24 protein-coding genes and 1 riboswitch are annotated in these 22790 nt (G+C 75.7%); of the genes, 13 read left to right on the forward strand and 11 right to left on the reverse strand.

Annotated features, from left to right (window positions below; all coding sequences use genetic code 11):
- Nucleotides 1–2: 2 nt before the first annotated feature.
- Complete coding sequence (locus OP18_RS44135) at nucleotides 3–446, reverse strand: SgcJ/EcaC family oxidoreductase (protein ID WP_033365349.1); 444 nt, start codon at nucleotides 444–446, stop codon at nucleotides 3–5.
- Nucleotides 447–539: 93 nt separating this feature from the next.
- Between OP18_RS44135 and OP18_RS44140 the strand changes: the two genes are divergently transcribed.
- The 3 genes from OP18_RS44140 to OP18_RS44150 all read left to right on the forward strand — a co-directional run bounded on the left by OP18_RS44140 (nucleotide 540) and on the right by OP18_RS44150 (nucleotide 2945).
- Nucleotides 540–1001, forward strand: a complete 462-nt coding sequence (locus tag OP18_RS44140) for a MarR family winged helix-turn-helix transcriptional regulator (RefSeq protein ID WP_052388251.1) — start codon at nucleotides 540–542, stop codon at nucleotides 999–1001.
- A 196-nt stretch (nucleotides 1002–1197) separates the two neighbouring features.
- Nucleotides 1198–1611: a hypothetical protein gene (locus OP18_RS44145; protein ID WP_033365351.1), complete on the forward strand. Its 414-nt coding sequence runs from the start codon at nucleotides 1198–1200 to the stop codon at nucleotides 1609–1611.
- Nucleotides 1612–1727: 116 nt separating this feature from the next.
- The gene (locus OP18_RS44150) at nucleotides 1728–2945 is read left to right on the forward strand and encodes an MFS transporter (RefSeq protein WP_033365353.1); all 1218 of its coding nucleotides are present in this window, start codon (nucleotides 1728–1730) and stop codon (nucleotides 2943–2945) included.
- Between the two features lie 231 nt (nucleotides 2946–3176).
- On the opposite strand, the gene OP18_RS44155 is transcribed toward OP18_RS44150, so the two are convergent.
- Together OP18_RS44155 and OP18_RS54610 are read right to left on the reverse strand one after the other, a co-directional pair.
- Nucleotides 3177–4424: a hypothetical protein gene (locus tag OP18_RS44155; RefSeq protein WP_033365355.1), complete on the reverse strand. Its 1248-nt coding sequence runs from the start codon at nucleotides 4422–4424 to the stop codon at nucleotides 3177–3179.
- Entirely contained in the window at nucleotides 4421–4879 is a 459-nt protein-coding gene (locus OP18_RS54610) for a hypothetical protein (protein WP_033365356.1), read from the reverse strand. The genes OP18_RS44155 and OP18_RS54610 overlap by 4 nt, the downstream gene beginning before the upstream one ends.
- 87 nt (nucleotides 4880–4966) lie before the next feature.
- On the opposite strand from OP18_RS54610, the gene OP18_RS44165 reads away from it, so the two are divergent.
- On the forward strand, nucleotides 4967–5719 hold the full coding sequence (locus tag OP18_RS44165; protein WP_156090213.1) for a copper resistance CopC family protein: 753 nt from the start codon (nucleotides 4967–4969) through the stop codon (nucleotides 5717–5719).
- A 15-nt stretch (nucleotides 5720–5734) separates the two neighbouring features.
- Here OP18_RS44165 and OP18_RS44170 read toward each other — a convergent pair whose 3' ends face one another.
- From OP18_RS44170 to OP18_RS44180, 3 genes are all read right to left on the reverse strand, one after another.
- Nucleotides 5735–6157 (reverse strand): hypothetical protein, encoded by a 423-nt coding sequence (locus tag OP18_RS44170; RefSeq protein ID WP_033365357.1) that lies wholly within the window; start codon nucleotides 6155–6157, stop codon nucleotides 5735–5737.
- Nucleotides 6158–6175: 18 nt separating this feature from the next.
- Nucleotides 6176–6961 carry a hypothetical protein gene (locus OP18_RS44175; RefSeq protein ID WP_033365360.1) on the reverse strand — a complete coding sequence of 262 codons (786 nt, stop codon included), beginning with the start codon at nucleotides 6959–6961 and terminating at the stop codon, nucleotides 6176–6178.
- 65 nt (nucleotides 6962–7026) lie between these two features.
- Nucleotides 7027–7878, reverse strand: a complete 852-nt coding sequence (locus tag OP18_RS44180) for a hypothetical protein (RefSeq protein ID WP_156090214.1) — start codon at nucleotides 7876–7878, stop codon at nucleotides 7027–7029.
- A 97-nt stretch (nucleotides 7879–7975) separates the two neighbouring features.
- A riboswitch (cobalamin riboswitch) is annotated at nucleotides 7976–8100 on the forward strand.
- Between the two features lie 57 nt (nucleotides 8101–8157).
- Between OP18_RS44180 and OP18_RS44185 the strand changes: the two genes are divergently transcribed.
- Genes OP18_RS44185 through cobM form a run of 5 tightly spaced genes read left to right on the forward strand, consistent with a single transcriptional unit; the run spans nucleotide 8158 to nucleotide 14453 of the window.
- Entirely contained in the window at nucleotides 8158–10254 is a 2097-nt protein-coding gene (locus OP18_RS44185; protein WP_033365364.1) for a VWA domain-containing protein, read from the forward strand.
- A gap of 2 nt (nucleotides 10255–10256) precedes the next feature.
- Nucleotides 10257–10859, forward strand: a complete 603-nt coding sequence (gene cobO / locus OP18_RS44190) for a cob(I)yrinic acid a,c-diamide adenosyltransferase (RefSeq protein WP_033365365.1) — start codon at nucleotides 10257–10259, stop codon at nucleotides 10857–10859.
- The gene (locus OP18_RS44195; RefSeq protein WP_033365367.1) at nucleotides 10853–12193 is read left to right on the forward strand and encodes a cobyrinic acid a,c-diamide synthase CobB; all 1341 of its coding nucleotides are present in this window, start codon (nucleotides 10853–10855) and stop codon (nucleotides 12191–12193) included. Before cobO ends, OP18_RS44195 begins: the two co-directional genes overlap by 7 nt.
- Complete coding sequence (gene cbiE / locus OP18_RS44200; RefSeq protein ID WP_081971629.1) at nucleotides 12184–13713, forward strand: precorrin-6y C5,15-methyltransferase (decarboxylating) subunit CbiE; 1530 nt, start codon at nucleotides 12184–12186, stop codon at nucleotides 13711–13713. The genes OP18_RS44195 and cbiE overlap by 10 nt, the downstream gene beginning before the upstream one ends.
- Nucleotides 13710–14453 carry a precorrin-4 C(11)-methyltransferase gene (gene cobM, locus OP18_RS44205; RefSeq protein ID WP_033365424.1) on the forward strand — a complete coding sequence of 248 codons (744 nt, stop codon included), beginning with the start codon at nucleotides 13710–13712 and terminating at the stop codon, nucleotides 14451–14453. The genes cbiE and cobM overlap by 4 nt, the downstream gene beginning before the upstream one ends.
- Before the next feature lie 296 nt (nucleotides 14454–14749).
- Here the strand turns inward: cobM and OP18_RS44210 are convergent, their stop codons facing one another.
- Together OP18_RS44210 and OP18_RS44215 are read right to left on the reverse strand one after the other, a co-directional pair.
- Nucleotides 14750–16246 carry a hypothetical protein gene (locus tag OP18_RS44210; RefSeq protein ID WP_033365369.1) on the reverse strand — a complete coding sequence of 499 codons (1497 nt, stop codon included), beginning with the start codon at nucleotides 16244–16246 and terminating at the stop codon, nucleotides 14750–14752.
- Between the two features lie 9 nt (nucleotides 16247–16255).
- On the reverse strand, nucleotides 16256–17437 hold the full coding sequence (locus tag OP18_RS44215) for an MFS transporter (RefSeq protein WP_081971630.1): 1182 nt from the start codon (nucleotides 17435–17437) through the stop codon (nucleotides 16256–16258).
- A gap of 54 nt (nucleotides 17438–17491) precedes the next feature.
- Between OP18_RS44215 and OP18_RS44220 the strand changes: the two genes are divergently transcribed.
- The gene (locus tag OP18_RS44220) at nucleotides 17492–18250 is read left to right on the forward strand and encodes a helix-turn-helix transcriptional regulator (RefSeq protein WP_033365373.1); all 759 of its coding nucleotides are present in this window, start codon (nucleotides 17492–17494) and stop codon (nucleotides 18248–18250) included.
- Nucleotides 18251–18293: 43 nt separating this feature from the next.
- Here OP18_RS44220 and OP18_RS53980 read toward each other — a convergent pair whose 3' ends face one another.
- Together OP18_RS53980 and OP18_RS44230 are read right to left on the reverse strand one after the other, a co-directional pair.
- On the reverse strand, nucleotides 18294–18758 hold the full coding sequence (locus OP18_RS53980) for a hypothetical protein (RefSeq protein ID WP_052388255.1): 465 nt from the start codon (nucleotides 18756–18758) through the stop codon (nucleotides 18294–18296).
- 105 nt (nucleotides 18759–18863) lie between these two features.
- On the reverse strand, nucleotides 18864–19502 hold the full coding sequence (locus OP18_RS44230; RefSeq protein WP_033365374.1) for a TetR/AcrR family transcriptional regulator: 639 nt from the start codon (nucleotides 19500–19502) through the stop codon (nucleotides 18864–18866).
- Between the two features lie 57 nt (nucleotides 19503–19559).
- Here OP18_RS44230 and OP18_RS44235 point away from each other — a divergent pair, with 57 nt between their 5' ends.
- On the forward strand, nucleotides 19560–19850 hold the full coding sequence (locus OP18_RS44235; protein WP_156090215.1) for a hypothetical protein: 291 nt from the start codon (nucleotides 19560–19562) through the stop codon (nucleotides 19848–19850).
- Nucleotides 19850–20680 (forward strand): class I SAM-dependent methyltransferase, encoded by an 831-nt coding sequence (locus OP18_RS44240; RefSeq protein WP_033365377.1) that lies wholly within the window; start codon nucleotides 19850–19852, stop codon nucleotides 20678–20680. Before OP18_RS44235 ends, OP18_RS44240 begins: the two co-directional genes overlap by 1 nt.
- Nucleotides 20681–20702: 22 nt before the next feature.
- Here OP18_RS44240 and OP18_RS44245 read toward each other — a convergent pair whose 3' ends face one another.
- Nucleotides 20703–21278, reverse strand: a complete 576-nt coding sequence (locus OP18_RS44245; RefSeq protein WP_313900954.1) for a TetR/AcrR family transcriptional regulator — start codon at nucleotides 21276–21278, stop codon at nucleotides 20703–20705.
- Nucleotides 21279–21361: 83 nt separating this feature from the next.
- Here OP18_RS44245 and OP18_RS44250 point away from each other — a divergent pair, with 83 nt between their 5' ends.
- On the forward strand, nucleotides 21362–22777 hold the full coding sequence (locus tag OP18_RS44250; RefSeq protein ID WP_081971631.1) for an MFS transporter: 1416 nt from the start codon (nucleotides 21362–21364) through the stop codon (nucleotides 22775–22777).
- Nucleotides 22778–22790 lie beyond the last annotated feature (13 nt).

Consider the following 22790-nt stretch of genomic DNA (forward strand, 5'->3'; position numbering starts at 1 on the left):
CGCTACGTGTTGGGTGCGGTCCTCGGTTCGGTACGGGCGGAGATCCACTCCAGGAGCCGCTTGCGCGGGCTGTTGTGGAACGCGGTGAACAGCCATCGCCCGTCGCGGCGCACCGCCACGAACGTCTGCGCCTTGTCGAGCCGGCGCCCGCTCAGCCGCGAGGTGCGGACCCGGCCCTGACTGGTCAGCACCGCCACGTCGTCGGTGACGAACCGGATGTCGGTGACCGCCCCGACGAGCCGGCTGCCCTTGAGGAACCGCCGCCACAACGCGTCGTGCACGTCGGCGATCTTGTCCCGCCCCCGGTACCGGGTGCCGACGAAGATCGTGTAGTCGGCGTCCTCGGTGAACGCGGCGGCGTACGCCTGCGCGTCGGCCCGGTCCCACGCCTCGATGGTGCTCGCGAACAGGGCCCGCAACTGCGCGACGTCGGTCTCCCGGTCCATCGCCTCCCCCTTCGGATACAGTTGTACCGTCAGTAGGAAATCTCGAAGCATCGAGATTTCCCATCCGTCGAAGTGTCTGGCGATCGGAGCCCCATGTCAAGCCGTGCTGAGCTGCTGGGCGCGATCGGCGCGCAGATGCGCCTCCAGTCGAGCCTCGGCCTGGTGCTGCACCAGTCGGTGGCCGACCGGTTCGGCCTGAACCCCACCGACCTCAAGTGCCTCGACCTCGCCGCCCGGGAGCCCGACCTCACCGCCGGCCGCATCGCCGAGCTCACCGCCATGAGCACCTCGGCCGTCACCGCGCTGCTGGACCGCCTGGAGCGCCGGGGCTTCATCGAACGCCGCCGCGACCCCACCGACCGCCGCCGCGTCTACGTCGTCTCCACCGGCCGCCACGAACGCGAGCTGGCCACCATCTACGCCCCCCTCGCCACCGCGACGGGCGCGGTGCTAGACAGCTACAGCGACGACGAGCTGCGGCTGCTGCTGGGCTTCCTGGAGCGGTTGACCGCCGCCAGCCGGACGTTCCTCGCCCAGGAGCCGGAGCCCAGCTGACCGCTCCGAGGGAGGCCGCGGCGCTTTGTACCAACGGGCCTCGATCGCGTCGCCGGGAGTGCGGGACTTCGGGGTCGCTGTCAGGCGGTTCGGCTGATGCGTGGGTGGCACGTTTCCGGGATTTTGGTGATGTCGGGTGGCCGTACCGTTAGGTCCAACAGCGCAACACCGAGATGACATCCGAGAGGACCACCCCATGAGCGAGTACGGAGAGATCGAGACCGGCGAGACCCACAGCGGCCTCGCGGAGGCGCACGCGGAGAGCGGCAGCGAGCAGGACTACAGCTCGCAGTACGGGATCCTCGAGCAGGACCACCAGAGCATCGAGCACACCGAGTACGAGAACGTCAGGCACATCGAGTACACGGACGCCGCGGGCAACCACTACGAGGTGACCGAGTACACCCACTACGAGCACACCGAGATCGAGTCGGAGCACACCTTCGCCGCGTACGGCCAGGAGGGCTCCGCCGGCTTCGGCGCCGCCGAGCTCGGCACCTCCGAGGCGGCGTCGGACTCGCACGTCCTGTCGCTGACGGAGCGCTTCGAGAGCTTCCTCGGCAACGCCCTGGACGGCACGAACTACGAGATCTCCGACAGCAGCGCCTGACCCACCCGCCCGGGTGCGTCTCGACTGCGCTAGGAACGCCGGTCAGCCTCGCGGCTGGCCGGCGTTCCGCGCTGTCCGGGCCATGTCGTGCGGTTCGCGGCGGTACCGTGGCCGCCATGGCCATCACGAAGGATGTCGATGCGCGGCGGGGGCGGGCGGATCTCGGCATCCTCACGGCGGGGCTGGCGGTGTCGGTCGCCGGGGACGCCGCGGCGTTCGTGGCGCTGCTGCTGCGGTTGCAGCCGCACGGCAGCGGCTGGGTGGCGGCGCTGCTGGCCGCCGAGCTGGTGCCGTTCGTGGTGCTGGCGCCGCTGGTGGGGCGGGTCGTCGACCGGTACGAGACCCGTGGCGTGCTCATCCTCGCGCTGCTCGGGCAGGCGATGGTCGCGGTCCCGCTGGCACTGCTGGACGGGCCGCTGCCGACGGTGCTGCTGTTCGCCGGGCTCGCCGCGCTGAGCGCGCTCGTGCGGCCGGCGACGAACGCCCTCATCCCCGCGATCACCGGTCCCGCGGGGCGGGCGCGCGGGTTCGCCCGGCTGGGGCTGGGGTTCGGCCTCGGGTGGATCGCCGGGCCCGCCGCGGGCGGGCTGCTCACCGGATGGTTCGGGGTCCGGGCCGCGGTGCTCGCCGACGCCGGCACGTTCGCGGTGCTCGCCGGGGCGTGCGCGCTGCTGTCGGTGCGCCGCGCGCCGGCACCGCGGGCCGGCACCGGGCGCGGCGAGGGCGGGCTGCGGCTGCTGGTCGCCGACCGGGTCCTGTTCGCCGCCGTGCTCGGCACCGCGGTCAGCGTCGGCGCCGCCATCGTGGACAACGTCGCCGCGCCGTTCCGGTTCATCGACCAGCTTGGCGCGTCACAGGGCCAGTACGGCCTGTACCTGACGCTGTGGGGGATCGGCGCCCTCGCCGGTGCGCAGGCGCTGCCCCTCGTGCGCGTCGGCCACCGGACCGCGCTCGCCCTCGCCTGCCTGATCTGCGGCGCCGGGATCGCCGGCATCGGGGCCGCGCCGACCCTGCTGCTCGCCTACGCCGCGGCCACCCTCGGCGGGGTCGGCAACGGGGTGCTCAACGTGGCGCAGAACGCCCTGGTCGCCGAGCGCACCCCGGCGGAGCGACACGGCCGCGTCTTCGCCACCGTCGGCGCCGTCAGCCAGACCGCCATCGGCGGCGGCACGGCGGCCGCGGCCCCTCTGGTCGGCTGGCTCGGCGGCGGTGGTGCCCTCATCGCGGCCGGCGTGACCTCGATGGTCGCGACCGTCGTCGCGTTGCTGCCGGCCGGTGGTCGCCCGAGCGAGGAGCGGGCCGCCGAGCGCAGAGGGCTGGACCGGATGCGGTGATACCGGACAGCGGTGTCGGGTGGGTGACACGGCGGCGCAAGTGTTCGCCAAGTGGGCGCCAAGTGGCGGGGTGCATCCTTCTCTCAGCAGCAACCGAAAGGGCCGGACCGGCCCTCGCACGGACTAGCTCGAAGGCCCCCCTTCGATATACATATATCGCTGGACCGGTAGAGCGGCGCTCCTCCCTCGCGCCGCTCTACCAAGCGTTCCGGCCCTGCGGACCCCGACGGCTCAGCCGGTGAAGAGCAGCAGCAGGCCGGCGACCGTGTAGGCGACCATCAATCCCAGCAGCGGCACCTGGCCGGTCATCGCCTGGGCGCGGGGGAAGAGCTTCAGGGCCCGGTCGTGGGCGAGGACCGTGCCGACCAGGTGGCCGAGGATGATGGCGGTGATCTGGACGTTGGCGACGCCCGTCGGGGTGATGACGCCGGTCCACGGGTCGAAGTCGGGGTGGTCCAGCAGCAGCGCGACCGTGCGCTGGCCCTCCAGGACGAACAGCGAGTAGTAGTGCGCCACCACGTAGCCGACGACGATCGGCACGATCGAGTGGGCCAGCTCGCCGGGGGTGCGCTCCGCCGAGGTGTGGCCGCGCCGGCCCGCGGCGCGGGTCGCCACGGTGTACGCGAGGGCCACCGCGCCCATGACGCCGAGCAGGCCGAGGGTGCCGGTGACGGGGGCGGGCAGGCCGTTCTCCTGGGTGAACCGGAGCCAGAACAGGGCGCCGGACATCGCGTCGTAGAAGGTGGCGCCGAGGAGCACGACGACGACCGCGACCAGGCCGGGTGCGGCCCGCAGGCCGGCCATGCCGTCGAGGGGGTTGCGCAGCACGAGAGTGCCGTCGGGGCGGCGGCCGATGATCGCCAGCCGGCCGGCGAGGTCGCTGAGCACCTCGAACGCGTCACCGCGGGTGAACCAGTCGGGGCCGTAGACGAAGGCACCGGCGAGCATCGCCACCGCGTACACGGCGAGCCAGGTGCCGATGACCGGCAGGGTCGCCCGGTCGGGGGCCACGAGCTCCAGCCAGGCGAACGCGAACAGCCCGGCCGCGGCCGGCCAGTAGCCGACGGACTCGGGCAGCGGCCGGCGGGCGGTGAAGCCCAGCGACAGGGTCCGCAGCGGGTTCAGCGCCCGCCACACGGGGCCGAGCAGCAGCGACAGCGGGACCAGTCCGACCCAGAACAGCACGTACACGAGCCCGGCCGCGGGGTTGTCGGCGGTGTCGGGCAGGGTGAACGTCCACGCCAGGACGCCGAGCAGCGCGATGCCGATCAGGCGCGGGACCAGCGGCGGCACGGTCGGCAGGCGGACCGGGCGGCCGGCGGCGGGGTCGAGCCGCGGCGAGCGCCACGCGACGCCGAGGACCAGGAACGACACGACGAGCGCGGCGGCGGCGCCGGCCAGGAGCTGGCCGAGGGTCAGCGGGAGGTCCTGGCGGCCGCCGACGCCGTGGGCCAGGACCGGCTGGAGGGCGGCGTTCAACGGACCACGAGCTGGAACAGCACGAGGTGCGTCGCGTGCGTCTCGACCTCGAACAGCCCGGTCCGGTCGGCCCGCAGGTCGAGCGAGGCGGGTGCCCCGGCCGGCAGGGCGAGGCTCCTGTCGTAGCCGTGGACGTGCAGCTCGTCGGCGACGTCGGAGGTGACGGTGATGCGCACCAGGCTGCCTTTGGCGACCTCCACCCGGCCGGTCGGCGGGGTCACCTTGCGCTTGGCGACGGTGACCACGACCTCCTTGTCGACGGCGGGGGACGGGGCGACCGAAACGGCCGGCGAGGCCACCGGCGACGCCGTCGCGGACGGCGAGGCCACCGACGAGGTCATGGGCGAGGCCACCGGAGTCGGTGCGGCGGAGGGCGCGGGGGAGGACGAGTCGCAGCCGGCCAGGAGCACCAGCAGACAGGTGGCGGCGACGGCGGTGGTGCGAGCGGCAGGCACGAATGCGGCTCCCGGGGCGGGCGGGGTTCGTTAGGCAGGTGAATTTAGCGTCTTGTCGGCCACGGGGGAACCCGGCATCATGTGCCGATGCGATCGGGCAGCGTCATTGCGGTCACCACCGTCCGGATCGCGGTGCTGGCCGTCGTCGCGGCGCTCGGCCTCGCGCTGACCGCGGCACCGGCCGCCGCCCACGGGCAGCTGGCCATGTCCGACCCGGTCCAGGACAGCACGGTCGACCAGGCACGCGCTGACGTGGCGCTGTACTTCACCGAGCAGCCGGCGTCCTTCGCCTGGTTCACCGTGACCGCCCCGTCCGGGCAGCGGGTCGACGGCGGCTGGCGTGGCGGGGAGCCCAAGCGCCTCGACAAGCCCGTGCAGGAGTACTTCCTCGTCGACGGCAAGTTCGAGCCGAAGGTCTACAACACCGGCTTCCCCGCCCTGGTGGCCGTCTCGCACTGGCCGGAGCAGGGGCAGTACGTCGTGGCGTACCAGTCGGTCGCCTCCGACGGCGAAGCCGTCAAGGGGCAGCTGCGGTTCACGTACAGCGGACCCGTGACACCGGCGCCGGCGGGCTGGACCGCACCGACGGCCGGGCCGTCGGAGGCGCTGACCAGGGCGCTGAACAAGGAGAGCGCACCGGCCGCCGCCGCGCCGACCGCCGGGCCCACGCAGCAGCCGCAGCAGGCCGCGCCACCGCCCGCGCCGGCGACGCCGTTCGTGCTCACCGACTGGCTGATCCCGGCGCTGCTCATCGTGGGCGTCGGCGCGATGGTGTGGCTCGCGGCGCGCCGCGAGCCGGTGCAGCCGGAGAAGAAACGCCGCAAGGCCGCCCTCCGCTGAAGGAGCGCGGCCCGGCTACTTCGGGGCCGACCCGCAGGTCCGCTGGAGCTGCCCGGTGAGCCGCTCGGCGAACGCCGGGTCGGCGACGACCCGCTGCTGGTACTGCTCGACCTGCGCGTCGCTGAGCCCGGCGTAGACCGGCCTGCTGGCGTACGCCTCGGCCATGGCCGCCGGGTCGGTGTACACCCGCGACTGCACCGAGCACAGGTGCGCGGCCGTCGTGTCCAGGAAGATCGTCTCCTGCCGGTCAGGGGTCAGCGACGCGGCCGCGGACGGGCCGGCCGCCGAGGACGCCGCCGACGGGGCGGTGATCTTCGCCGGGGTGTCCGACCCGTCGCCACAGCCCGCCAGCGCGCCGGTGGTGGCGAGGGCGGCGAGCGTGAGCAGGGCTAGCGGCGGCGCCGGAGCGAAGCGGAGGTGACGGCGTGAGCGGATCATGATCTGCCCTTCGGGGAGCTAGACGACGATCAGGGTGAGGTCGTTGCTGTCGGTGGTGCTGCCGTAGCTCTGCTTGACCGTGAGCTTGTACGTGCCGGCGGCCACGTTCGTGGCGTCGAACTTCACCGCGGCGTGGTCGTCGGTGCCGACGGGCAGCGCCGCACCGGCGTTGAGCTGCGTGTACGCCCGCTCCTGCGGGTAGCTCACGACCAGCCCGGCGGGGCCGCCGGAGACGGTGACGCGCAGGTCGTCGACGCCGCCCTTGCGCGCCTGGAACACCAGCTGCGACCAGACCGGGGTCTTCTTCGGCACGGTCACGGACGAGGTCTTCTGCGTCACCGCGTCACCGGTCACCGACACGATCGGCAGGGTCGCGGTCTGCGAGCCGCTGCGCTTGGTGCCGGTGCAGGTGGTGGCGCCGTCGGCCTTCTCGACGTAGGTGTAGTTGAGCGTGACCGGGGTCAGCGACACGAGCTTCGACGTGGCGACGCTGAGGTGGAACGCCACGTAGTCGATGTGACCCGGCGCCAGCGAGTCGCCCTTCGACAGCGAGGAGTAGGTGCCGGTGTTCGTGGGGTACGTGACGGTGACCCCGGCGCCGGCGGCGGTGACCCGCACGTCGCACACGTCGTCGGTGGCCGCCCAGGTGGTGCCGACCCAGCCGGTCTGGCCCGGCAGCATCGGCGCCAGCAGCGGGATCACCAGGCCCAGGTCCGCGGCCGCGGCGTGCGCCGGGGACGTCGCGGGCAGGATGGCGGCCGCGCCCGCGGCACAGGCGATGGCGACGGAGGCTGAGCGGCGCATCGGCGGGGTCCTTGTCTGTGGGCCGGTGATGTCTGCCTGATCGGCCGGTCCGGCCGGCGGTTGAGCTACCCGCCGAGGGCGGCCCAGGTGTCGTACTGGTGCACCGCGATTCCCTCGAAGGCCGCGTAGCGCTGGGCGGCGGTGTCGACCTCGCGCAGCGTCTCGCGCATCGCGCTGCCGGTGCCGCCGTGGAAGGTGCAGTACGCGCAGTCGCCGAGCGGCTGCGTCTCCGCGCCCAGCCGGACCGGTTTGGCCGCCTTGCCGGCCCGGCGCAGCAGGTCGTCGGCGACGCCGAGCATCGAGTTGCCGCCGGTGGCGGTGTTGCGGTAGCTCATCACCGTGACCCCGTCGACCCGGTCGAGCACGGCGTCGGCCAGGTTCTGCCCGCCGACCCGCACCGTGGACAGCCAGAACGGCACGTCCAGCTCGACCGGCGGGCCGACCCGCGCCAGCTCGTCGAGCAGTCCCAGCAGCCGCGGCACCAGCACCGCCTGCCGCTCCTGCCAGCCGGGCAGCAGGTACGGCTCGACGTCGACGTGCAGCCCCCGGAACAGGCCGGTCGCCGCCGCGGCGCGGGCCCAGGCGAGCGCGGTCGCGTGGTCCGTGGTCCAGGCCGGCTCGCCGCCGAGCGCGTCGAGGGTGATCCCGGCGTCGTCGCACAGCGCCCGCAGCCGGGTCAGCGGCGCCACGTCGGCGCGCGGGTCGTAGTACGCGAAGATCGTCGTCACCGAGTGCCGGGCCGCCCAGCCGGCGACCGCGTCGGGCGGTGCCGGGTCCCACAGCCACATGGCGCGGGTGCCGGGCGGCGCCACCGACGTCTCCGGCGCGAGCGGCGGCAGGCGCCGGTGGACGGCGGCGACCAGCAGGCCGAGGGTCAGCACGGCACACAGGACGGCGTGCGCCGCGGTCCTCCACACGTCCCCTGTTCGGCGCCGCGGGCCGCCGGCCAAGGATTTGGGTCACGTTGACGTCACCGGGAGCCCTGGGACAGGATGAACCCCGAGCGGCCACAGGGAGGAACCCAGTGCGATTCTGGGACGGTCCCGCCACTGTGACCGGGGAGTCGTCCTCCAGCGCACGGGCCACGGCCACAGGTCGGAAGGTCGGGGGACGGCGGCGATCCGGGAGTCAGGAGACTCCGGCCGCTCGTGCTCCATGACCCAGCGGGCGCGGACCCGCTCGAGGAGGATTTGCCCGTGACGTCGCCGTACCCGTTCTCGGCCGTGGTCGGCCTGCCCGACCTGCGCCTCGCGCTGCTGCTCACCGCCGTGTCACCGGCGATCGGCGGGGTGCTCGTCCGGGGTGAGAAGGGCACCGCCAAGTCGACCGTCGTGCGGGGCCTCGCCGCGCTGCTGCCGGAGGTCGACGTCGTCGCCGGCTGCCGCTTCGCCTGCGACCCCGCCGCCCCCGACCCGTCCTGCCCCGACGGCCCGCACGCCGTGGACGCGTCCCTGACCGGCGCCGTGCGCCGCCGCTCCGCCCTGGTCGAGCTGCCCGTCGGGGCCACCGAGGACCGGGTCGTCGGCACCCTCGACCTGCAGCGGGCCCTCGGCGACGGGGTCAAGGCCTACGAGCCCGGCCTGCTCGCCGCCGCGCACCGCGGCGTGCTCTACGTCGACGAGGTCAACCTCCTGCCCGACCACCTCGTCGACCTGCTCCTCGACGCCGCCGCAATGGGCCGCGCCCACGTCGAGCGCGACGGCGTCTCCGTCCAGCACGCCGCCCGGTTCCTCCTCGTGGGCACCATGAACCCGGAGGAGGGCGAGCCGCGCCCGCAGCTCGTCGACCGGTTCGGCCTGGTCGTCGGGGTGGCGTCGCCGACCACCGCCGCGCCCCGGGCCGAGGTGGTGCGGCGCCGGCTGGCGTACGAACACGACCCGGCGGCCTTCGCGGCCCGCTTCGTCGAGGAGGACGCCGCCCTCGCCGCCCGCATCGCCGCCGCCCGCCGCGCGCTGCCGGGGGTGTCCCTGCCGGACCACCAGCTCGACCGGATCGCGCGGATCTGCCTGGCGTACCGGGTCGACGGGCTGCGCGCCGACATCGTGGTGGCCCGCACCGCGGTCGCCCTCGCGGCGTGGCACGGCCGGACCGTGGTGACGAAGGACGACCTGCGCGACGCGGCCCGGCTCGCCCTGCCGCACCGGCGCCGCCGCGACCCGCTCGACCCGCCCGGCGCCGACCAGGAACGCCTGGAGGAGATCCTGGAGCAGGAGCTCGGCGGGCCCGACGACGACCCGGACGGCGGCGACGGCGGCGACGAGCGCCCCGACGGCGACCCTGACACCGGCGGCCCTTCCCCGGCCGGCACCCCGCCGGAGGGCGACGGCACCGACGGTGGCTTCGATGGCGGTCCGTCCGGCCCCGGCGGCCGTGGCGGCGCGGGCGGCGCCCCGCAACAGCCCGCCGGCGGGGCCCGCGACCAGCGCGCCGAGGGCGCCGGCGACCAGCGCGCCGAGGGCACCGAGCCGCCGGCCGTCGAGCCGGCGCCGTCCGGCGGCCCCGCCACCGCTCCGGCGGGCGAGCTGGCGTTCGCGCAGGCACCGTACAAGACCAGGCTCCTGAAGATCGGCGGCCGGGCCAACCGGCAGCACGGCGCCCACGCCGGCCGGCGCTCCCCGGCGCACGGGCGGCACGGGCGGGTCGTGCGGTCCCGGCAGCCGAGCGGCGGCAAGCTCGTCACCCTGCACCTGCCCGACAGCGTGCGGGCCGCGGCGCTGCGCGGCGCCTCCCGGGTGCACGCCCGGGACCTGCGCGAGGCGGTCAAGGTCGGCCGCGAGGCCAACCTGGTGCTGTTCGTCGTCGACGCCTCCGGGTCCATGGCCGCCCGCCAGCGCATGACCGTGGTGAAGACCGCGGTGCTGTCGCTGCTGCGCGACGCGTACCAGCGCAGGGACAAGGTCGGCATGATCACCTTCCGGGGCGCGGCGGCCACGACGGTCCTCGAGCCGACCGCCAGCCACGAGGTCGGCGTCCTGCGCCTGGCCGAGCTGCGCACCGGCGGCCGCACCCCGCTCGCGGCGGGCCTGCTGCAGGCCGCCCGCACGCTGCACGGCGAGCGGCGCCGCGACGCCCGCCGCCGGCCGCTGCTGGTCGTCGTCACCGACGGGCGGGCCACCAGCGGTCCCGACCCGATGACCGTCACCCCCGCGCTCGCCGGCGTCCCCGCCGTCGTCGTGGACTGCGAGTCCGGCCCGGTGCGGCTCGGCCTCGCCCGGCGCCTCGCCCGCGCCCTGTCCGCCGACTGCGTCCCGCTGTCGGCGCTGTCCACCGCCGCCGCCCACCCGGGGAGCTGAACATGCCGCAGGGCAAGGTCGAACAGGTGCCCGACGACGGGCTCACCACCCGCCAGCGCCGCCGGCAGCACGTCCTGGCCGTCCACACCGGGCAGGGCAAGGGCAAGTCCACCGCCGCGTTCGGCATGGCGCTGCGCGCGTGGAGCGCGGGCTGGTCGATCGCCGTGTTCCAGTTCGTGAAGAGCCCCAAGTGGCGGGTCGGGGAGGAGACCGCCCTCAAGGCGCTCGGCGAGACCGGCAAGGGCGGCGACGTCGTCTGGCACAAGATGGGCGAGGGCTGGTCCTGGATCCAGCGGCCCGGCACCGAGCGCGACCACGCCGCCGAGGCCGCCGAGGGCTGGCAGCAGATCAAGCGGGACCTGGCCGCCGAGGCGTACCGGTTCTACGTGCTCGACGAGTTCACCTACCCGATGAAGTGGGGCTGGGTCGACGTCGCCGACGTGGTCGCCACGCTGCGGGACCGCCCCGGCAACCAGCACGTCGTCATCACCGGCCGGGACGCGCACCCGGACCTGGTCGACCTCGCCGACCTCGTCACCGACATGACGAAGGTCAAGCACCCGATGGACGCCGGGCGCAAGGGCCAGCAGGGCATCGAGTGGTAGCCAGGATCGTCGTCGCGGCACCCGCCTCCGGCCACGGCAAGACGACCGTGGCGACGGGCCTGCTCGCCGCGTTCGCCGCGCGGGGGCTGCGGGTGGCGCCGTTCAAGGTCGGCCCCGACTACATCGACCCCGGCTACCACGCGCTCGCCGCCGGCCGGCCCGGCCGCAACCTCGACCCGGTCCTCGTCGGCGAGGAGCGGATCGGCCCGCTGTTCGCGCACGGCGCCGCCGGCTGCGACGTCGCCGTCGTCGAGGGCGTCATGGGCCTGTTCGACGGCCGTACCGGCGCCGGGGAGCTCGGCTCGACCGCGCACGTGGCGAAGCTGCTCGACGCCCCGGTCGTCCTGGTCGTCGACGCGACCGCGCAGGCCCGCTCGATCGCCGCGGTCGTGCACGGCTTCCGCTCGTTCGGCTCCGGCGTGCGCATCGCCGGGGTCGTGCTCAACCGGGTCGGCTCCGACCGGCACGAGCGGATCCTCCGCGACGCGTGCGCCGAGGTCGGCACCCCCGTGCTCGGCGTGCTGCGCCGCCACGACGCGGTCGCCGCGCCGTCGCGGCACCTCGGGCTCGTCCCCGTCGTGGAGCGGCAGGCCGAGGCCGTCGCGTCGGTGCGCGCCCTCGCCGCCGTCGTGGCCGCCGGCGTCGACCTCGACGCGGTCCTCGCCACCGCCCGCACCGCGCCGCCGCTCACCGCCACGCCGTGGACGCCGCTGACCGCCGAGCCCGTCGCCGGCCGGCCGGTCGTCGCGGTCGCCGGCGGGCCCGCGTTCTCCTTCGGCTACGCCGAGACCGTCGAGCTGCTCGCCGCCGCCGGCGCCGAGGTGGCCACCGTCGACCCGCTGCGCGACGAGGCGCTGCCGGCCGGCACGCGCGGGCTCGTCGTCGGCGGCGGCTTCCCCGAGGTGTACGCCGAGCAGCTGTCCGCCAACACGCCGCTGCGGGCGTCGGTCGCCGCGCTCGCCGCCGCCGGCGGGCCGGTCGCCGCCGAGTGCGCCGGGCTGCTGTGGCTGGCCAGGTCCCTGGACGGCCGGCCGATGTGCGGCGTGCTGCCCGTCGACGCCGCCATGACCCCGAAGCTGACCCTCGGCTACCGCGACGCGGTCGCCGTCGGCGCCAGCGTCCTGGCCCCGGCCGGCACCAGGGTCAGCGGCCACGAGTTCCACCGCACCGCCGTCACCCCACCGGCCGGCGCCACCGCGGCGTGGGCGTGGCGGGGCGAGACCGGCACCGTGCGGGAGGGGTTCACCGCCGGGTCGGTGCACGCGTCGTACCTGCACCTGCACTGGGCCGGCGCGCCGCAGCTGGCGCACCGGCTGGTCGCCGCATGCGGCTAGTGCTCGGGTTCGGCGCCCGCTCCACCGCCACCGCCGACGACGTCGAGGCGCTCCTGCCGCCGCTGGACGGCACCGTCGTCGCACTGTCCACCGTGGACGCCCGGGCGGACCTGGCCCGCGAGGTCGCGGCCCGGCACGGCTGGCGGGTCGTCACCCACCCGGCCGGGGACCTCGCCGGGGTCGCGGTGCCGAACCCGTCGGCGGTCGTCGCCGCGCACACCGGCACCCCGAGCGTCGCCGAGGCCGCGGCCCTGCTCACCGCCGCGGCGTCCGGCGGCCCCGCGGTCCTCGTCACGGGCAAACAGGTGTCCGAGGTCGCCACGGTGGCCGTCGCCGCCCTCGCCCCCACGGTGACCGTCGTCGGCATCGGCGCCGACGGTGCCGCCTCGCTGTCCCCGGCCGGGCACGCCGCGCTCGCCGCCGGCACCGTCGTGTTCGGCGGCCCCCGGCAGCTCGACCTCGTCGACGCCGTCACCACCGCGGAGCGGGTGCCGTGGCCGTCGCCGCTGGTGCCGTCGCTGCCCCGCCTGCTCGCCGAGCACCACGCCGCGCGGGTCGTGGTCCTGGCCAGCGGGGATCCGATGTACCACGGCATCGGCGGCACCCTGGTGCGGCTGCTCGGCGCCGGGCACGTCCACGTCGTGCCGCACCCGTCCTCGGTGTCCCTGGCGTGCGCGCGGCTCGGCTGGCCCCTCGACGACGTCGAGGTCGTCAGCGCCGTCGGCCGGTCCGTCGACGCGCTGCGCCGCGTCCTGCACGACGGCCGGCGGGTCCTGGTGCTCAGCGCCGGCGCCGGCACCCCGCCGCAGGTCGCGCAGATCCTGCGGGAGACCGGGTTCGACGCCAGCGACGTCACCGTGCTGGAGTCCCTCGGCGGCCCCGACGAGCGGGTCCACCACGACGTCACCGCCGCCGGGCCGCTCAACGTGGTCGCCGTCGCCTGCCGGGGCACCGGCGGGCTGCCGGTCGTGCCGGGGCTCGCCGACGGGTCGTACACCTCCGACGGCCAGCTCACCAAGCGCGAGATCCGCGCCGTCACCCTCGCCGCCCTCGGCCCGCGCCCCGGCGAGCTGCTGTGGGACGTCGGGGCCGGCTCCGGCAGCGTCGCCGTGGAGTGGCTGCGCGCGCACCGCTCGTGCCGCGCCGTCGCCGTCGAACGCGACCCCGTCCGCGCCGACCGGGTCACCGCGAACGCCCGCGCCCTCGGCGTGCCGCACCTGTCCACCGTGGTCGGTGCCGCCCCCGGCGCCCTGGACGGCCTGGCGCCCCCCGACGCGATCTTCATCGGCGGCGGCTTCACCGCGGCGGGGGTGTTCGAGCGCTGCTGGTCGGCGCTGCGCCCCGGCGGCCGGCTCGTCGTCAACGCCGTCACCGTCGAGTCGGAGCGGCTCGTCGCCGACCTCCACGCGGCGCACGGCGGCACCTTGACCCGGCTCGCGGTCCAGCGCGCCGCGCCCGTCGGCGGGTTCCTCGCCTGGCGGCCGATGATGCCGGTGACGCAATGGGTGGTGTGGAGATGACGGTGTACTTCATCGGTGCCGGACCGGGCGCCGCCGACCTCATCACGGTCCGCGGCCGTGACGTGCTCGCCCGTACGCCGGTCTGCCTGTACGCGGGCAGCCTCGTGCCGGTCGAGCTGCTCGGCGTGTGCCCGCCCGGCGCCCGCCTGGTCGACACCGCGAACCTGGACCTCGACCAGATCCTCGCCGAGCTGACCGCCGCGCACGCCGCCGGCCTCGACGTGGCCCGCCTGCACTCCGGCGACCCGTCCGTGTTCAGCGCCATGGCCGAGCAGCTGCGCCGCCTCGACGCGGCCGGGGTCCCGTACGAGATCGTCCCCGGGGTGCCCGCCTTCGCCGCCGCGGCCGCCTCCCTGGGCCGCGAGCTGACCGTGCCCGGGGTCGCGCAGACCCTCATCCTCACCCGCACCGCCGCCCGCGCCACCCCGATGCCGCCCGGCGAGGAGCTGTCCACCCTCGCCGCCAGCCGCGCCACGCTCGTGCTGCACCTGGCCGTGCAGCGCATCGCCGTCCTCGTCGAGGAGCTCATCCCCTGGTACGGCGACGACTGCCCGGCCGCGGTCGTGGCCCGCGCCAGCCGCCCCGACGAGGTCATCCTGCGCGGCACCCTGGCCGACATCGCCGAGCAGGTCAGGGCGGCGGGGATCGTGCGGACCGCGGTCATCGTGGTCGGCCGCGTCCTCACCGCCGAGGAGTTCCCCGACAGCCACCTGTACTCCACCACCAGGCCGCGCTCGTAGCCCCACCGCCGCGAACCACCGCGCGCCGGACCTGTCCGGTCTCCACATCGGTCAGGACCCGTGTCGCGAAGCGCGCACCGCCAGCCGCGCTGTGGTGCCCGGCGGTGCGGCGGCCTCGGTGGCTTCCTCTCCTGGCTGACGATCGCCACCGCGTGCCGCGATGTCCACCATTCGGCCGAGGTCGCAGACGACGGCGGCTTCGGCACGATGCGGGTTCGTCCGGCGATCCCGCCGGCTCAGGACGCCCAGCGCGGAGGACGGCCCGGCCAGGCGAGGGCGGCCGGCGGCCGGGGTGTTCACGGTGGCGGCGGGGCGGCGCGGTGGACCCGGGCCAGGTGGGCGCCGGCGGCCGCTTCGAGGGTGTCGTCGCGGAGCCAGCGCCGGGCCAGGGACGGCAGGCCGGCCGCGGCGGCGCGGGCCGCGCGGGCCGGGTCGTGGCCGGGTTCGCCGGCGTCCCACTGGAGGCGCAGGCCCTCCAGGGGGCGCTCCACCGGCTCGGACAGCTCGGCCAGGAAGCCGTCGTCGGTGAAGCCGAGGCCCCGGATCCAGGCGACGCGGTCGGCGGTGACCGGGGCGCCGAAGGCGCGGTCGATCCAGGCCAGCTGGAACGCCGCGGGCGCCGACGGCCGGCCGAGCAGCACGGCGGCGTAGGCGGTGAACGCGCCGCCGAGGGTGGACTCGATCCGGCCGCGGAGGAAGGCGTCGTCGGCGTCCTCCAGGCGCGGACGGCGGAACGCGGCGACGGCGTCCAGGGCCCACCGGAGCCGCTCGACGTCAGGGTGGCGGCGCGCGTGGTCCTCCAGCAGCGCCGCGCCGCCGGCGAACGACGTGACCGCGGCGACCGCGGCGTGCCACTCCGGTGGGCCGAGGCGGTCCTCGCGCAGCATCGGCAGCAGGTGTACGAGCATCGCCTCGTCCCCCAGCCACGCCACGGTCGACGGCACGGCCGCGCCGAACCGGGGTCCGGGCCGGCGGGCCGGCGGGTCGGCGACGCACGCGCGGAGGAACGGCCGCAGCGGCGCCGGGTCGGTGGTGAGCCCCGCGCACCGGCGCCGCATGACCAGGTTCCACAGGGCGTCGGCCGTCCCCGGGCGGGCGGTCACGCGCGGGACGAGCCGGTCGCTCGCCGGGTGCGCGGCCAGCCGCTCGACGAGGCCCGGCGCCAACGGGCCGTCGCCGTGGCACAGCGCGTCGATGTGGGCGGCGGTGACGGGGTCGCCGGCCATGACCAGGATCTCGGCGGCCGAGGGGAGCGCCGGCAGGCCGCGCAGCGCGCGCATGACGGCCGGCGGGCGGTCGCGGATGATCCAGTCCCGCAGCCGGTGCTGGGCGAGGAACCGCACCACGTCCTCGCCGGACTCCTCGGCGAGGAACCGCTCGACGTGGGCGGTCGCGCCGCGGGCGAGGTGCCGGTCGGTGAGCCGCTCCATCGTCTCCGGCCACCGGTGCACGCCGAGCGCCCGGGCCCGCGCCGGGGCGACCGCGTCCAGCGCGACCGCCGCCTCCCGCCACGCGTCCAGGCGTGCGGTGGCCCGGTCGGCGAGCGCGGTGGCCGCCGCGTCGCCCGCCGCCGGGCCGAGCCACTCCAGGCCGAGGCACGCCCAGGACCGCAGGTCGGCGTCGTCGAGCGCGCCGACCAGCAGCGGCGCCGCGGCCGGGCCGGCGCCGACCAGGTCGCGCAGCGCGGCGCCCGGGGCGTGCGGCGACGGCGTGAACTCGCTGTCCCAGTGCCGGTCGTGCCACAGCTCGAGCCGGAACCGCTCGAACAGCCGCCGCGCCTCACCGCCGTCCATCCCACCAACCTAGACGGGCTCCGCGACGGTGGCCGGCGGCTCCGCGGGCACGGCCTCCGGTTCGCGCAGCGCCGCGGACAGCGCGACCGCCGCGACCGGCACGACGGCGAGGGCGATGAAGGCGCCGCGCGGGCCGTGCTGCTCGGCGATGAGGCCCAGCAGCGGCATGCCGAGCCCGCCGGCGCTGACGGCCAGGCCGAGGGTGACGCCGGCGGCGGTGCCGGGGCGGGTCGGCAGGTAGTCCTGGCCGAGCTTCACCAGCACCGCGAACGGGATGTTGGTGACCAGCCCGACGAGCAGGACCAGCGGGAGGGCGGCGTACCGGTCGGGGCACAGCAGCATCGCGGCGATCGCCGGGCCGAGCAGCAGGTTGCCGAGCCGGACGGTGCGCACCAGCCCGATCCGGTCGGCGATCCGCCCGCCGGCGAGGGTGCCCAGGACCCCGCCGCCGAGCTGGAGGGCGAGCGCGACGCCGCCGAGGGCGCTGGACGCGCCGAGGGTACCGATCCAGTACAGGGCCACGAACGTGTTGACGCCGAAGGACACCGCTGACCGTACGATCTCCACCCCGGTCAGCACGGCGAACATGCCGGGGCGGTCCCGGCCGGGCGCGGCGGCCTTCGCGGCGGGGCGGCCGGTGACGCGGCGCTGGTGGCGCAGCAGGACGAAGCCCATGAGCACGGCCGGCGGCACGAACAGGGCGGTCGCGCCGACGCCCCACGCGTCCAGCGCCGGGGTGGCCAGGGCCGGGGCGACGAAGAACCCGACGCTGCCGCCGGCGGCGAAGTAGCTCATCGCGGTGGCGCTGGACCCGGCGGCCAGCCGCGCGTCGCGCCCGGCGGCCGGGTGGAACATCGCGACCCCGAGCCCGGACAGCAGCAGCAGCGCCCACACCACCGGGTAGGTCGGCGCGACCCCGGCGAGGCCGGCGCCCGTCCCGGCGAGCGCGACACCGACCGGGGACATCCACGGCAACCGGTGGCGGTCGGCGATCACCCCGAACACCAGCTGCGGCAGTGAGCTGCCCAGCGCGGCGGCCATCGCGAGTCCGGCGGCGCCGACGTAGCCGTAGTGCCGGTCGAGGACGAAGTACGGCACGGCGGCCGGCACGAGTCCCTGGTAGAAGTCGTCGACGGCGTGCGCGGTCGCCCAGACCCGCATCCGCCGCCAGGGGGAAGGAGGAGTGCTCACCCGTCCAAGATCGCAGCGGACCGGTGCTGCGGACTTCCGGTATTCTGCCGATCGATGTCGAAAATCCGCCACATGCCGGTGGCGCCGACGAAGGTGACCGAGCACGGCTCCGGCGCGTTCATCGACCGGCACCGGCACGACCAGCACCAGCTGGTCTACGTCAGCCGCGGGGTCATCGCCGTGCAGACCGAGGCCGGCGGGTGGGTCGCGGCCGCGGACCGGGCCGTGTGGATCCCCGCCGGGTGCTGGCACGAGCACCGCTTCCACGGCGCGAGCGCGTTCCACACCGTCGGGTTCCCGCCGCGGGACCCGCCGCTGCCGGCCGGGGCGCCGACCGTCGTCGCCGTGGGGCCGCTGCTGCGGGAGCTGTTGGTCGCGTGTACGGATCCCGCGCTGCCCCAGGACGAGGAGGTCCGGCTGCGGGCGGTGATCCGCGACCGGCTGCACCGCGCGCCGCAGGAGCCGGTGGCGCTGCCGGCCGCGCGCGACGGCCGGCTCGCCGCGGCGTGCGCGATCGCGGCGGACCGGTTGGAGGAGCCGCGGACGCTGTCGTCGCTGGCCCGCCTGGCCGGTGCGAGCGAGCGGACCCTGGCCCGGCTGTTCCGCGCGGAGTTCGGCATGACGTATCCGCAGTGGCGCACCAACGTCCGGGTGTACCGGGCGATGATCCTGCTCGCCGGGGGACTGCCGGTCACGGCGGTGGCGCACCGGTGCGGGTTCGCGACGCCGAGCAGCTTCGTCGACACGTTCCGCCGGGCGACCGGCCTGACACCGGGCGTCTACCAGGCCCGGGAACGCGCGGGCGGCGCGTAGCGGGGCGGCGCAGCTCCCCGGGTCTGCGCCGCCGGTGGGAAGATCAGCCGCAGTGCTTGAGGTGCGACCGGATCTCGGCCGGGACGTTGGCCTGGCACACCCCGTCGGTGCCGCCCATGACCGCGGCCCACGTCTTCTTCGCCGCGTCGTACTTGAACACGACCACGGCCGCGTCCATCGCCTCCGGCTGGGTCAGCGCCGTCGCGTACCCCTGGTAGCAGCTGATGTCCTTGAAACCCTTGCCGAGCAGGATGGAGCCGGCGACCTCGGCGTTGGCCTGGAACGCCTTCTGCAGCGTGGTCGCGTCGACGGGACAGCCCCCGCCGGCCGGGCCCGACGCGGCCGGTGCCGCGCTCGTCGGCGCCGCGGCGCTCGACGTGCCGGCCGCCGGCGCCGCGCTCGACGCGGCGGTGTTCGCCGGTGCCGCGGTGGTGTCGGCCGGGTCCTCGGAGGAGCACCCGGCGAGGGCGATCGCCGCGAAGGCGACCGGGAGCAGCGCTCGTGTCATCACACGCGGAATCCTTGCGCCTGCGGCCCTCGCGTGGTTGTCGGCTAGCGGACATCTACATTGGACAGACGGGTGATGCGTCGCGGGTCGCCGTGCGCCCGGTCCCTATTCGATCAGGATCGCGGCGGCGGTGGTGCGCACGTACCAGCGCTCGAAGTCCACAGTGGACCAGCCGCGGCGCCGCACGAGCCAGTCGTAGTTGTGCCAGTCCATGGCGAGCCACAGCACGTCGGCGAGCTGCTCGACGGTGAGCGCCGGGTCGGTCCGGCCGGTGCCGGCCAGCTCGGCGGCGAAGCGGGTCATGCCCGTGCGGCGCTCCTGCTCGTTCTTGGCCAGGATCGCGGCCGCGTCGGGGTCCGCGGTGGCCGCGCCGGCCAGGGCGAGCATCACGTCCGCCTGCCGGGCGTGGGTCTCGGCCAGGTGCCGGGCGTAGCGGGCCAGCTTGTCGCGCGGGTCGGGCAGCGCCTGGATGTCGGCCACGAACTGGCGGTCGGGCAGCGCGACGGGCTCGTCGTCGCCGGCGATCGTGCGGTCCACCAGGTCCGACAGCAGCTGCCGTTTGGTGCCGAACGCCGCGTAGACGGTCTGCACCGCCACCCCCGCCTCGGCGGCGACGGCGGTGAGCGGGGTCGCGGCGTAGCCGTCGCGGACGAACAGCCGGCCGGCCGCGTCGAGGATCGCCGCCCGGGTCAGCCGCGCCTGCCGCTGCCGCCCCGACGCGTCGTACCGCCTCTTGACAGCCATCCGGTCAGCGTAGTGTCCTATTCAATAGAGGTTTACTCTATCCAATAGGAGTGCATCGTGTACGGAGTGGTCCAGCAGATGCCCGGCGTGTCCGAGCGCGAGTACCGCACGGTCGAGCGTCACCTCGGCCCGGACCGGCCGCCCGGCCTGGTCGCGCACGTCGCGGGCCCCTACGAGGAGGGCTGGCGGGTGCTGAACATCTGGGTCGACGAGGCATCGTTCCGCCGGTTCCAGTCGGAGCGGCTGGCGCGCGCGGCCGGGCTGGCGGCGCAGGAGGAGGGCTTCGACCCGGGCAAGGCGGCGGGCTTCAGCTCGTTCGCCGTCACCGGCGACGAGCTGCCGTTCTGATGGAGCCGGCGGCCTTCTGGCAGGCGGCGGCGCCGGGCTGGATCCGGCACGCCGACCGGCACGACGTGCGGGCGCGCCCGCTCGGCGAGGTCGCGCTGCGGGCCCTGGCGGTGCGGCCGGGCGAGCGGGTGCTGGACGTCGGCTGCGGCTGCGGCGGCACCACCGCCGAGCTGGCCGCGGCCGCGGGTCCGGCCGGCGCCGCGGTGGGCGTCGACCTGTCCGTCGCCATGATCGACGCGGCGCGCGCCCGGTTCCCGGGCCCGCGGTTCGTGGCCGCCGACATCGAGGCCGTCGACGCCGTGCCCGGCGGCCCGTTCGACGCCGCCTACTCGCGGATGGTCCTCATGCTGCTGGCCGACCCGGTCGCCGGCTGTGCCACGGTCCGCCGCTGCCTGCGCCCCGGCGGCCGGCTCGCGGCGACCGTCTTCCGCGCCGGCCCGGGCAACGCCTGGCTGCCCGCGGCGATGCTCGGCGCCGCCCCGCACCTGGGCGCCCTGCCCCCGCTGCCGGTCGGCGCGGAGCCCGGCCCGTTCGCCCTGGCCGACCCGGAGCGGATCGCGCGGGTGCTGGCGGCGGCCGGGTTCACCGACGTCGCCGCCGAGCCGCACGACGTGGTCATGACGGCGCCCGACGACCCCGACGACGTCGCGGAGTGGCTGATCGAGCTCGGCCCGGCCGGCGCGCCGTACCGGCAGGCCACCCCCGACGCCCAGGCCGCCGCCCGGGGCGGCGCGGCGAGGCTGCTCGCCCGCTTCCGCGAGCCCGGCACGGGCTACCGCATCCCGTCGGCGCTGTGGCTCGTCACCGCCCGCACCGCCGGTCCCGCCTGACGCCGCCCGCCGGCGGCGGTGGTCAGCGGCTGCGCAGGCCGTCCAGGGCGACGCCGAGGACCCGGTCGCGCTGGGCGCCGTCGACGAAGCCGCCGGCGGTCAGGCCGCTGATCATGCGCAGCGTGTCGTCGAACGTGACGTCGGTGCGCACCGAGCCCGCCTGCTGTGCGCGGGCCAGCAGCGGCTCGCCGACGCGGTAGATCTCCGAGCGGCAGTGCCGGAACATGGCCGAGTCGCGGTTGAGCGCCTCGTAGATCGCCCGTTTCGTCGCGGTGTACGCCACGAACCGGTGCAGCCACGACACCAGCGCCTCCCACGGCGGCAGGCCGGCGACCTCGTCGGCGGTCCGGCACAGCTGCTCGATCTCGCCGATGTACACGGTCTCGAACAGGTCCTGCCTGGTGGGGAAGTTGCGGTACAGCGTGCCGATGCCCACCCCGGCCCGCCGCGCGATGTCCTCCAGGGACGCCTCGGTGCCGTGCTCGGCGAACGCCTCGCGGGCCGCGGACAGCAGGGCGTCGAAGTTGCGTCTGGCGTCGGCGCGCTGCGGGCGGCGGACGGCGACAGGGGACTCGGCGGACATCGTGATCTCCAGCACGCGGAAACGATTGGATCCGGAGGCACCCCTCCGCTAATGTGGAGGCGTACCTCCACTACTGTACCGCGTCCGGGGGAAATCCGATGACACGCGCACTCACCCTCAGCCCGCCACCGGTCGCCACCGCGCCGGCGACCGCGGGCCGCTTCACCTTCGTCGCGCTCGCCGCCGCGGCGGCCGCCTTCTCCATGCTCCAGTCGCTGGTCAGCCCGGTGCTGCCGACGATCCAGCGGGACCTGCACACCAGCCAGAGCACGGTCACCTGGGTCCTGACCGCGTGGCTGCTCTCCGCCGCCGTCGCCACCCCGATCATGGGGCGCATCGGCGACATGTACGGCAAGCGCCGCACCCTCCTCGTCGCGCTCGCGGCCATCGCGGTCGGCTGCGTGATCGCCGCCGTCGCGCCGAACGTCGGGGTCCTCATCGTCGGGCGGGTCATCCAGGGCCTCGGCGGCGCGGTGTTCCCGATCTCGTTCGGCATCCTGCGCGACGAGCTGCCCCCGGCGAGGGTGGCGTCCGCGATCGGCGGGCTGTCCGCGGTGATCGCCGTCGGCGGTGGCCTCGGCGTGGTCCTCGCCGGGCCGATCGTCGACGCGCTGGACTGGCGGGCGCTGTTCTGGATCCCGACCGTGGTCGTGGCCGGCACGTTCGCCCTCGCGCTGCGGTTCGTGGCCGAGTCGCCGGTCCGCGCGCCCGGCCGGATCAACTGGCTCGCCGGTGCGCTGCTGTCCGGGTGGCTGGTCGCCCTCATCCTGCCGCTGAGCAAGGCCCCGGTCTGGGGGTGGACGTCGGTGAAGGTCGTCGTGCCGCTGATCGCCGCCCTGATCCTCATCGTCGCGTGGGTGCTGGTGGAGCTGCGCTCCGCGGAGCCGCTCATCGACATGCACATGATGCGGCTGCCGGCGGTGTGGACGACCAACCTCGTCGCGCTGCTGTTCGGCGCGGGGATGTTCGCCACCTACGCGTTCCTGCCGCAGTTCCTGCAGACCCCGCGCTCGACCGGGTACGGGTTCGGCACCACCGTCACCGGCGCCGGGCTGGCGATGCTGCCGATGCTGGTCACCATGGCCCTCGCCGGGTTCGTGAGCGGCCCGTTGACCGCGTACGTGCCGACGAAGGTCCAGCTCCTGCTCGGCACGATGACCGCGGCGCTGGCCTGCGGCGCGCTCACCCTGTTCCACGACGCGTACTGGCAGGTCGCGGTCGCGACCGGCGCCTTCGGCGTGGGGCTCGGCCTGACGTTCACCGCCATGGTGAACCTCATCGTGCACACCGTGCCGGCCGGGCAGACCGCCGTGGCCAGCGGCATGAACGCCAACATCCGCACGATCGGCGGCTCCCTCGGCGCCGCCGTCGCCAGCGCCGTGATCACCGCCCACGTGACCCCGGCCGGCCTGCCGCTGGAGTCGGGCTACACGTACGCCTTCGCCGTGCTGACCGCGATGCTGGCGGCCGCGGCGGTGATCGCCGTCCTCGTGCCCCGCGGCCGCCGGGCGTGACGCGACGGGGGTG

Source organism: Dactylosporangium aurantiacum (assembly GCF_000716715.1).
Taxonomy (GTDB): Bacteria; Actinomycetota; Actinomycetes; order Mycobacteriales; family Micromonosporaceae; genus Dactylosporangium; species Dactylosporangium aurantiacum.